Annotated in this window: 9 protein-coding genes; 3 read left to right on the top strand and 6 right to left on the bottom strand. The window is 68.5% G+C overall.

Annotation, left to right across the window (positions count from 1 at the left end; genetic code table 11):
* Nucleotides 1-9 precede the first annotated feature (9 nt).
* From ACIA77_RS49485 to ACIA77_RS49470, 4 genes are all read right to left on the bottom strand, one after another.
* The gene (locus ACIA77_RS49485) at nt 10-150 is read right to left on the bottom strand and encodes a hypothetical protein (RefSeq protein ID WP_395893186.1); all 141 of its coding nucleotides are present in this window, start codon (nt 148-150) and stop codon (nt 10-12) included.
* Nucleotides 147-452: a transposase gene (locus ACIA77_RS49480; RefSeq protein ID WP_395893185.1), complete on the bottom strand. Its 306-nt coding sequence runs from the start codon at nt 450-452 to the stop codon at nt 147-149. The genes ACIA77_RS49485 and ACIA77_RS49480 overlap by 4 nt, the downstream gene beginning before the upstream one ends.
* Nucleotides 453-533: 81 nt before the next feature.
* Complete coding sequence (locus ACIA77_RS49475; protein ID WP_395893184.1) at nt 534-1,253, bottom strand: hypothetical protein; 720 nt, start codon at nt 1,251-1,253, stop codon at nt 534-536.
* A 21-nt stretch (nt 1,254-1,274) separates the two neighbouring features.
* Complete coding sequence (locus tag ACIA77_RS49470; RefSeq protein ID WP_395893183.1) at nt 1,275-4,403, bottom strand: ATP-binding protein; 3,129 nt, start codon at nt 4,401-4,403, stop codon at nt 1,275-1,277.
* A 623-nt stretch (nt 4,404-5,026) separates the two neighbouring features.
* Between ACIA77_RS49470 and ACIA77_RS49465 the strand changes: the two genes are divergently transcribed.
* Nucleotides 5,027-5,296 carry a hypothetical protein gene (locus ACIA77_RS49465; RefSeq protein ID WP_395893182.1) on the top strand — a complete coding sequence of 90 codons (270 nt, stop codon included), beginning with the start codon at nt 5,027-5,029 and terminating at the stop codon, nt 5,294-5,296.
* 112 nt (nt 5,297-5,408) lie between these two features.
* On the top strand, nt 5,409-6,701 hold the full coding sequence (locus ACIA77_RS49460; RefSeq protein ID WP_395893181.1) for an ArsB/NhaD family transporter: 1,293 nt from the start codon (nt 5,409-5,411) through the stop codon (nt 6,699-6,701).
* Between the two features lie 612 nt (nt 6,702-7,313).
* On the opposite strand, the gene ACIA77_RS49455 is transcribed toward ACIA77_RS49460, so the two are convergent.
* Entirely contained in the window at nt 7,314-7,586 is a 273-nt protein-coding gene (locus ACIA77_RS49455; protein ID WP_395893188.1) for a hypothetical protein, read from the bottom strand.
* Nucleotides 7,535-7,891, bottom strand: a complete 357-nt coding sequence (locus ACIA77_RS49450) for a TetR/AcrR family transcriptional regulator (protein WP_395893180.1) — start codon at nt 7,889-7,891, stop codon at nt 7,535-7,537. The genes ACIA77_RS49455 and ACIA77_RS49450 overlap by 52 nt, the downstream gene beginning before the upstream one ends.
* A 117-nt stretch (nt 7,892-8,008) precedes the next feature.
* Here ACIA77_RS49450 and ACIA77_RS49445 point away from each other — a divergent pair, with 117 nt between their 5' ends.
* Nucleotides 8,009-9,760: a chloride channel protein gene (locus tag ACIA77_RS49445; RefSeq protein WP_395893179.1), complete on the top strand. Its 1,752-nt coding sequence runs from the start codon at nt 8,009-8,011 to the stop codon at nt 9,758-9,760.
* The last annotated feature ends 85 nt before the right edge of the window (nt 9,761-9,845 follow it).

The following is a 9,845-nucleotide window of genomic DNA, read 5'->3' as shown; positions in this document are numbered from 1 at the left end:
ACGATCTCTTCAGTCGTCGCGTTCGTGCCGGGAGGGGGTGGCGGCGCGGTGGGTGTAGTAGGCGGCTCGGGAGACCTTGAGCAGTTCGCAGGCGCGTTTGACGTTCCCGCTGCCGGCGTTCTCCGCCTCGATGAACGGGTACACGTTCACCGGGTCTCCTTCGCGAAGAAAGCCGTCGCTCGTTTGAGGATTTCGACGTCCTCGGACAAGCGGCGGTTCTCCCGCCGCAACCGGGCCAGTTCGGCCCGTTCGTCGGTGGTCAGCCCGCCGTCGGCGCGGGTCCCGGCGTCACGTTCGGCCTGCTTGACCCACTCGCGCACCCCGGTCTCAGTCAGGTCGAAGTCCTTCGCGACCTGGCCTATCGACCGGTCGCCCCGCTGGCACAGCTCGATGATCTCGGCCTTGAACTCAGGGGTGAACGAACGACGAGGCCGAGGCTTCTTCCTGCCCATGGTCTCCATGATGGAACATCCTTCCCGAAGGCGTCAGCCCTCATCCCGGACGTCCGTCAAAACGGGTCAGGCCCAGGGTTCTTATGGTTCTTCTCGGGACGACTCCTTGGCCAGTTTGTCGGCGAAGTGTCGGCGGCAGCCGGTGCTGCAGAAGCCGTAAACGGTACCTTCGTGTTCGAGGGTGGCGACCATATCAGCGGAGGCCATGCCGCACACCGGATCGACGAGCGCGTCGGGGTTGTTGGGTCTCCCGGTGTCCGTCTTCGCCTGGCTGATCATTTCCAGCAGTGACGACTCGCCGGCCACCCGGCCGAACAGGCCGTATCCGCCCTCTGGCACGCCGACGACGTGCACTTCGACCTGAGGCTCGTGGTGGAACCGATCCGGGTCGGCGTCTGCTTGGGCGAGCGCACGGGTGATGCTGGCGATCAGGAAGGGGCTCATGGCTTTGCGCCACGGGCCAGGGACGTAGGCGCGTGCGATGAAGCGCGGCGGCGCAGTCCGATCGAGCAGGCGGCCGCCGACGACCCAGGCGCTGATTTCGTGGACGACCACGTGGTTGATGGAGTCGAGGAAGTCCATCACCCCTGGGTTGGCCCTGGCCGCCTCGTGGACGGTCACGACGTCGCTGATGGCGGCCGCGTGGGTCAGCAACTGCTTGAGGGTCAGCTTCTCGGCGAACCGCTGGAGCTCTTCGGTGTCGTACGTTCCGCGGGGGACGAACAGTTCGAGAAACATCATCGCCAGGGCCTCCGTGATCGACGTGTCGACGCTCTCGGCCGTTTCGACCGGGCTGTTCACAGATGGTGGCCAGGCGTCCTGTCAGAGCGCTCTCAGCCGGATGTCAGCGTCCTTCCGCGGCAGGTCGGGTGCCAGGCAATTGGCGATCGTGTCTAGAGCGGTTGTGCGAGAGGACTGTTGGCCCTGGTCGTAGGCGGCCTGGTAAGCGGCTGGGCCGAGGGCGGTCCGCAATTCTTGGCTGAGCCTGGCGACGTCGGGGTTGCTTGCGGCGGGAGCGCCGCGCAAGACGTGCGCGGCGCCGAGAGCGACCGCAGCCTGCTCGGCGTTTCCCCGCTGCCGTACGAGATCCGCCGCCGCGACCGCGACCTGGGCCACCATGGGCAGGTCCGGCATCGAGCAAGCCTGCGTGAACGCCTCACGGAGCGCGGGGCCGGCTCCGGCGAGGTCGCCCTGGGCAAGAGCCAGGTGCCCCTGCCCCAACCTCAGCAGCGCATCGTTGAAGGTACCGCTACGCAAGCCCACCGCGGCGTGGGCGAGCTGCGTCGTTGCGCCGGCCAGATCGCCGTTGTGCCGGGCGAGGTCGGCCAGGAACAGCCGGGCCATCGCCTCGACCGGGCGGGGTGGGTTGTCGTCGAGGATCTTCCGAAGTTCGGTGTGGGCCTCGTCGTTGCGTCCCTGCTGGACGTGTGTCATGGCCCGCCAGGTGCGCTGGAAGTGGTCGGTGCCTTCCAGCTCGCCGATCAAGGTGATCGCCTCGTCGAGCGCTTTGGCGGCCGCGTCGAGGTCGTCGATCATGATGTCGGTGAGCGCGAGGTAGGTCAGTGCGGTGGCCAGTCCCCACCGCTCCCCGGACTCTCGGAACGCGGCCGTCGCGTCAGCCAGGTGCTGTCGCATCGCGGTTGTGTCCCCGCCTGCTCCTTCCAGCATGGAGCGGGTCACGGCCCGAATCCCTCGCTGCCATGGGTCGGGCTCGGGTACCCGCTCGTCGAGCGCGGCGAGGCCGGCCGGGATGTCATGGGTGGCCAGTGCCAGCAGTCCCGCCGTCAGCGCCGCCGCCGACGGGTCTCCCTCGCTGCCGGTCGACGTCTGCACCTCCGCTACCGCTACCTCGACGTCCGGTGCGGACCCGGCGAGTACCGCGTGAAACAGGTACTGAGCCGCGACCTGCGAGCCCGCCGTCGACCGGGCCTGAGGGGGAACGGTCAACGCGGTGTGCAGCCAGTCCGCCGCCTGGGCGTGGCCGCCGTCGATCGCCCAGACCAGGCCGAGCACCGCGCCGAGCCGTCTCGTGGCCATGGCGTCCCGGCTGGCGACCGCAAAGTGTAGCGTCGCGAGCAGGTTGTCGCGCTCTGCCGTCAGTTCCCGGATCCAGGGCAGTTGCCCGGCTCCGTGCAGGTGCGGCGCGACTCGTTCGGCGAGATCCAGGAAGTACGTGGCGTGCGCCGTCCGGATCGCACCGGTCGCTCCGGCGAGCTGCTCCAGGCCGTAGTCCCGGATGGTCGCCAGCATTCGGTAGCGCTCGCCGACCATGGACAGCAGGGACTTGTCGACGAGGGTGTCCAGTGTTTCCCAGGAGGCGCCGATGTGTTCGGCGGCCTCGGCGGTGAACGAGGATGGGAACACTGCCAGCCGGGCGGCCTGCTGCCGCTCCCGGTCGGGAAGTAGGTCCCAGCTCCAAGCAACGACCGCGCGCAGCGTCTGATGCCGTTGCGGTGCCGAACGCGGCCCGCCGGTCAACACGCGTAAGCGGTCGTCGAGGCGGGCCGCGAGCTGTTCGAGGGTCGTGGCCCGCAAACGGGCTGCGGCCAGTTCGATCGCCAACGGCAGCCCGTCCAGCCGTCGGCACACGTCGGCCGTGGCGACGGCTACCTCCTCCGTGAGGGCGAAGTCGGCGCGTACCGCGATCGCCCGGTCGGCGAACAGTCGCACTGCCGGGCTCTCTGCCGCCGGCCGGCCGGGTTCCGGCAGTGCCAGCGGCGGCACCGAGAACAGCAGCTCGCCGGCGACGCCGAGGGGTTCGCGGCTGGTGGCCAGGATGCGCAGGCGCGGACAGCGGCCCAGCAGCTCCGCCGCCACCCGCGCAACGGTCTCGACCACATGGTCGCAGTCGTCCAGCACGATGAGGATCTCGGCGCCGGCCAGGGCTTCAACCAGGCGGTGTACGGGATCCCGGCCTCGGGTCGAGAGGTCCGGCATACCGATTTCGCGGGGGCCCACAGCCGCAAGCACCGCCGGTACCACGTCGTCGGAGGTGGTCAGCGCGGCCAGCTCCACCAGCCACACGCCGCCGTCGACGGTGCCGGCTGCTTCCGCGGCGATGGTGGTCGCCAACCGCGTCTTACCGACGCCTCCCGGGCCGACGAGGGTCAGTAGCCGTCCTTCCCCCATCCGCTCGCGGATCTGAGCGAGCTCTTCGGTGCGTCCGACAAAACTTGTGACCGGCGAGCGCAGGTTGCCGCTCGGCCTCGCGTTCTCCCGCTGATCGGCGCGCAACACCGCAAGGTGCGCCTGCCGCAACTGGCTGCCGGGATCGGTGCCCAACTCTTCGGCCAATCGGCGCCGGATGTTCTCGTAAACGGTCAGCGCTTCCCCCGGTCGGCCATCGGCGTCCAGCGCCCTCATCAAGAGCACGCACAATCGCTCGCGTAACGGATGCGCGGCGGTCAACTCGGCCAACTCCGCGGCAACCGAGGAGGCGGACTCCACGGAGAGATCTGCCTCCAAGCGATCCTCGAGGGCTATCAGCCGACGCTCCCGCAACCGAACTGCGACGGCGACCGCGTACGGCGCAGGCACAACGTCGATGAGCGGCTCGCCGCGCCACAATGCCAATGCCTCCGCCAGCAAACGTCGAGCTTCGACGGTACGACCGGCCCGCAGAGCCCGCCGGCCCTCGTCTGCCAACTGCTCGAACAGGCTCAGGTCTACCGCATCTCGCGGCAGCTCCAGCTGGTACCAGCCGTTTCCCGACCGCACCAGGGACCCGTCGGGAAACGCTTGCCGTAGTCGCCACACGAGCGAATGGAGCGACGCGATCGGGTCGGCCGGCGCGGCCTCCGGCCACAAGGCATCCACCAACGCATCCACCGCGACGGGACGGCCGACATCGACCGCGAGCCGGACGAGCAGCCCACGCAACCGCGTCCCGCTGATCTCCACCAGGCCGCAGTCGGTGGCCACCTCCAGCGGCCCCAGCACCGACAAGCGCATGTCACCACCCTGCCACGGACGACGGACGCGACTCGGCGCCGACCATCTCGGTGACCGTCGCGCAAGACGGCAACAGCCACCAGCACAGTGCCGTCGCAGGAATGCCACAGGCCGGATGCGGACGTGGATCGCCAGCGTCGCGACCAGGTGCATCACCGCCAGTGCTCAGCATCATCGCGGTGGCCGGTCATCCGGGTTACCACGTGACCGCGCGGAAGAAGGGGCGATAACGCGGCGAGCCAGCCGCCAAACACATGCAAAGGGTAGTGCCCGCTCCGCGATCGGCTGGGTCCTGCCGGCTGTGGTGCGGCGGTTGCCTTAGACGTTTCTTTGCGGCATCTTTACGGTCAGGAGTGCCGGGAAGTCTGGTCGGCTCGCTCGCGCCCGGCCGGGTGCGAGCCGGATCGCCGACCCGGAGAACTCGATGACATCCACTCCGACCGTCCAGACTGAGCTGTGCTTCCGGGTTGTACTCATCCCAGCTGGCATCGTCGCAATCACCGTGGCATCGCCTGCCATGGACCGGGGCGCCACCACTAGCGCTTGCCTGCATGCATGTTCCTCCCCGGGTTGTGCGGCCGAGGCATTGCGCACCGTGTCGTCAGCTCGGGTGATCGGGTGGCGTGGCGGAGCAGCGGCTCGCCGGGTCAGCCGTCACGGATGGCACTCGCCCTCAATCGGTGCTGTCGGTCTTGCAGGCGGTGAATTTCTTGCTGTCGAGCTATGCGCGCAACCCGTCTCTGGCAGGCAAGCTCAGCGAGTCGAGGACCGACCGGGCGGTGGACGACCTCACCGGCAAGACGGTGCGGACGGCGCTTCTCGAGGCGCTGCCGGAGTTGCCACGGGTGATTGCCAACGACACAGTTGTCGGTGTTTCCGCCGTGATGGCCTAGCTGGTCGGGGCGATGCGGGGCGAGACGCTCGCCGACGTTATCTCCACTTCTCGGCTGGTGGAGAGGGCCTTCACCGAGTGCTGAACGCCGGCACCGCCCGCGGAGCGCTCGCATGAGTACCGTCATCGCCATCACCGTGTTCGCCGTGGCCTACCTGCTCATCGCGACCGAGAAGATTCCGAAAATGGTCGCCGCGCTTGCGGGTGCCGGCATCGTGCTGGCCACCGGGGTAAGCGACTCGGCCGACGCGTTCTTCTCCGAGGCCACCGGCGTCGACTGGAACGTCATCTTCCTGCTGTTCGGAATGATGATCATCGTCGGCATCCTCCGCCGCACCGGGGTGTTCGAGTTCCTGGCGATCTGGGCCGCTAAGCGCGCCAACGGCTCCCCACTGCGCGTCATGCTCCTGCTGGCATTGATCACCGCGGTCGCCTCGGCATTCCTCGACAACGTGACCACGGTGCTCCTGATCGCGCCGGTGACGCTGCTGGTCTGCGACCGGCTCGACATCAACCCGACCCCTTTCCTGATCGCCGAGGTCCTTGCGTCCAACATCGGGGGAACCGCGACCCTGATCGGCGACCCTCCGAACATCATCATCGCCAGCCGCTCGGGCCTGACGTTCAACGACTTCCTGGTCAACCTCGGCCCTGTCGTCGTCATCGCGCTGCTCGTGTTCGCCCTCGCGCTGCCGTGGCTGTTCCGCGGCTCGTTCACTGTCGACCCCAAACGCCGCGCCGAGGTGATGGCCCTCAACGAACGCGAGGCCATCCAGCAACCCCGGTTACTGGCCAAGTGCGGTGCCGTGCTGCTGCTGGTGTTCGCCGGGTTCGTGCTGCACTCCGTCGTTCACCTCGACCCGGCCGTGGTCGCCCTCCTCGGTGCCGGCCTGCTCATTCTCCTGTCGGGCGCACGCCCGAAGGACTACCTCGCCAGTGTGGAATGGGAGACCCTGCTGTTCTTCGCCGGGCTGTTCGTCATGATCGGCGCGCTGGTCAAAACCGGCGTCATCGACTCCCTCGCCCGCCTCGCGGCCGAGGCCACCGTCGGCAACGCGCTCCTCGCCGTGTTCCTGATCCTCGGCGTCTCCGCCGTCCTCTCCGGCCTCATCGACAACATCCCGTACGTGGCCACGATGAGCCCCCTCGTCCTCGCCCTCACCCAGGACATCCCTGATCCCGCACACTCGCAGGCGCTGTGGTGGTCGCTGGCGCTCGGTGCGGATTTCGGTGGCAACATGACCGCCGTGGGAGCCAGCGCCAACGTCGTCATGCTTGGCATCGCTGCCCGCTCCGGTTCCCCGATCACGTTCTGGGAGTTCACGAAGAAGGGCGCGATCATCACTGTCATCACCATCGCGGTCGCCGCCCCGTACCTCTGGCTTCGCTACTTCGTCCTCGCTTGACGTGTGTGCTGTTTGGCCGGAGCTGCCGGTTCTTGATCGACGAGGTGGGGGCGATCCCGCTCACCGCGAGCGGGAGGGCTGGACGGATTGCACTTCAAGAGGGATGCCTTGCATGCATGTCGTCGGAGTACCCGGGTGGGTGCGTCCGGTGACAGTGATCATGCGCCCCGGGGTCAGTTGGGAGCGGTCTCCGTGAACGAGGAGGTAGCGCACCGACCCGGTGTCCAGCACCAGGCAGCCCGGTTCGGTCCCCGCCAGCACGGTGCCCGTCACCGTCACCTGCGCTGGCGAGGGGATGCTGGTCGGCGGTGTCGTGGAGCCGGGACCGGGTGGGTGACCGGGTGGGCTGGTGCCACAACCGGCAACGGTGGCAGCCGCGAGCACAACGGCCAAGAACGGCGAGACAGCCTGCAATCGTTTCGGTCGGTTCATAGCATGACCTGCATGTCAGCGGTGATGTTCCTGGTTGGGTAGCCGCGCCGGCAGCGGTCAAACCTGATGGAACGTTGGCGCTACGGCAGGTGACTCCGCATGTTCTACCGTTTGCGGGCGATTACGCCAGGCCGCCGCGAGCCTCGCGGCGTCGATGGCTGCCGGTGTTCCCCTTTGTCGTCAGGATCCGGCCAGCGATGTCACCAGTGCCTTCGCGATCTCTTTCAAGGAGGCAGGCGAGTGGTTCGCGCGTTCCATCACGGCGAGGCCGCGTGTGGTGGCGACGATCAGGCGCGCGGTGGCCCGTGGGTCCGGTGGGGCGGGTGCATTGCCGTTCGGAGCGGACAGTTTGACGAAGACCACGGTTTCCAGCTCGTCCAGCATGGCACGCACAGCGGCCTCTATCCGGGGCGACTCGCCCGCCGCCTCGATGGCGGTGCGGGTGAAAGGCAGCCGTGGGAGGGGGTGCCTTCGACGAACGTTTCGATGCAGTAGCCGAAGAAAGACAGCAGCGCGGCGCGTTTCGTAGGCTGTTCCAGGGCGGCCTGGGCACCGGCCAGGAAACGAGAGGTGTATTCGGCGAAGACTCGCAGGAAGATCTCCTCCTTGCCACCGTAGGCGTGGTACAGAGAGCCACGCTGGACGCCGGTCGCCGTGGCCAGCTCGGGCATCGAGGTGGCGCGCAACCCGCGTTCGGTGACGACCTCCAGCGCTCCTCCGAGGGCGTCGCGCTCGTTGAACTGACGGACGCCCGCCACGGCACCTCCCGCTGATCGACATCCCGATCGTGGCCGGCGTTCGCCGCGCACCTCAGGGTCGCTGACGATGACCCTCATCAAGTGTTGCATACTGCAATTGTGTCTGCGGGTAATGGAGTGGCTGATCGGCGGCTGGTGGTCCCTGCGCGGCAGCCGCTGGGGCGGTGGTTGCGGGAGAGCACGACGGGCTTGATCGGCCTGGCGCTGGTGATCGGGGCCGGTGCCGGGCTGGGTGCCGTCGTGTTCCGGTGGCTGATCACCACGTTCACGCACGTGTTCTCCGGGCATGCCGACTATTCGACGGCGGGGCATGCGGCGCATCCGTGGTTTCCGCAGCTCGGGCCGTGGTTCCTGCTGCTGGCGCCGGTGGCCGCGGGATTGGTGTACGGGCCATTGGTGTATTGGTTCGCCCCGGAGGCCCGCGGGCACGGTGTGCCGGAGGTGATGTACGCCGTCGCCGAGCGGGGCGGGCGGATCCCGGTGCAGGTGAGCGCGGTCAAGGCACTGGCGTCCGCGCTGACGATCGGGTCGGGTGGCTCGGTGGGTCGCGAGGGTCCGATCGTGCAGATCGGGTCGGCGCTGGGTTCGACGCTGGGACGCCTGGCGAAACTCCCGGAGTCACGGCTTCGGGTCCTGGTGGCGTGTGGCGCCGCGGGCGGGATCGCCGCGACGTTCAACGCGCCGCTGGCGGGCCCGTTTTTCGCGATGGAGCTGATCCTGCGGGATTTCGCCGCAGAGTCGTTCGGTGCGGTCGTGCTGGCGAGCGTGACGGCCAGCGTCGTGGGTCGGGCGGTGTTCGGCAACGTGCCGTTCCTCGATCTGCCGCCGTTCACCTTGCGCAATCCGGTCGAGTACCTGCTGTTCATCGTGCTCGGCTTGCTCGTCGGCGCGTGTGGTGTGCTGTTCACGCGCGTGCTGTACCTGGTCGAGGACCTCTGCGACTGGTTGTGGCGCGGTCCGGAGTGGCTGCGTCCCGCGGTCGGCGGCGTGTTCCTGGGTGGCCTGCTGCTGGTCTTGCCGCAGATGTACGGCGTGGGGTACCCGGTGCTGCAGAACGCGGTCGAAGGCAAGTACGTGATCGGGTTCCTGCTGCTGTTGCTGGTGGGCAAGATCGTGGCCACCAGCTTGACGATCGGCATCGGCGGCTCGGGTGGGGTGTTCGCGCCGTCGTTGTTCATCGGCGCGATGGCGGGTACTGCGTTCGGCATCGTGGCCCACGCCTGGCTGCCGGATCTCACCGCCTCGCCAGGGGTCTACGGCTTGATCGGCATGGGTGCCGCGTTCGCGGGCGCGGCGCGGGCACCGATCACGGCGGTGATCGTGCTGTTCGAGCTCACCGGCCAGTACACGATCATCCTGCCGATGTTGACGGCGATCGTGATCGCCACGGCGACGAGCCGGGCGCTGAGCCGCGACACGATCTACACGCTCAAGCTGCGCCGCCGGGGCGTGGACCTCGACCGGCATCCGGACGCGCGCAGGCTGGCGGCGACCCAGGTGGCGTCGGTGGCGGAACCGCTACCGGACCCGCTGCCCGCCGACCTGCCCTGGGCGCGGGCCGCCCACGCGCTCGCCGTGTCCGGTCACGGGATCCTGCCGGTGGTCGGCCCCGACGGCAGGTACCAGGGCTGCGTGACCGCGCGTGCGGTCGCCGAAGCGCTCGCCGACGAGCACGACGGTGTCGTCGGTGAGCTCGCCGAACTGCCCCCGCTCGTCACCTGCGACAGCAGCCTCGCCGACGCGCTGACAGCACTGACCAACGCGCCGGGCACCGGCCTGCCGGTGCTGGCCGAGGAGCACCGCCTGGCCGGCTGGATCACTCACCAGGCCGTGCTCGGAGCGCTGGAACCCGTGACCGAGGCTCGGTGATCGCGATGCTTCCGGCGTGGTCGAGGCTCGCGTGGGCGATCGTGCTCTGCGCGTCGGCGGTCGTGCACCTCGGGCACGTCGTGAG

Source organism: Amycolatopsis sp. NPDC051903 (assembly GCF_044452505.1).
GTDB lineage: Bacteria > Actinomycetota > Actinomycetes > Mycobacteriales > Pseudonocardiaceae > Amycolatopsis.
The sequence above is the reverse complement of the archived record's forward strand: the minus strand, read 5'-3'. Positions and strand labels throughout refer to the sequence as shown.

Coding starts and splice junctions, on each gene's coding strand:
- ACIA77_RS49460 (WP_395893181.1), top strand. CDS start 5,409: ATGAGTACCGTCATCGCCATCACCGTGTTCGCCGTGGCCTACCTGCTC.
- ACIA77_RS49470 (WP_395893183.1), bottom strand. CDS start 4,403: ATGCGCTTGTCGGTGCTGGGGCCGCTGGAGGTGGCCACCGACTGCGGC.
- ACIA77_RS49480 (WP_395893185.1), bottom strand. CDS start 452: ATGGGCAGGAAGAAGCCTCGGCCTCGTCGTTCGTTCACCCCTGAGTTC.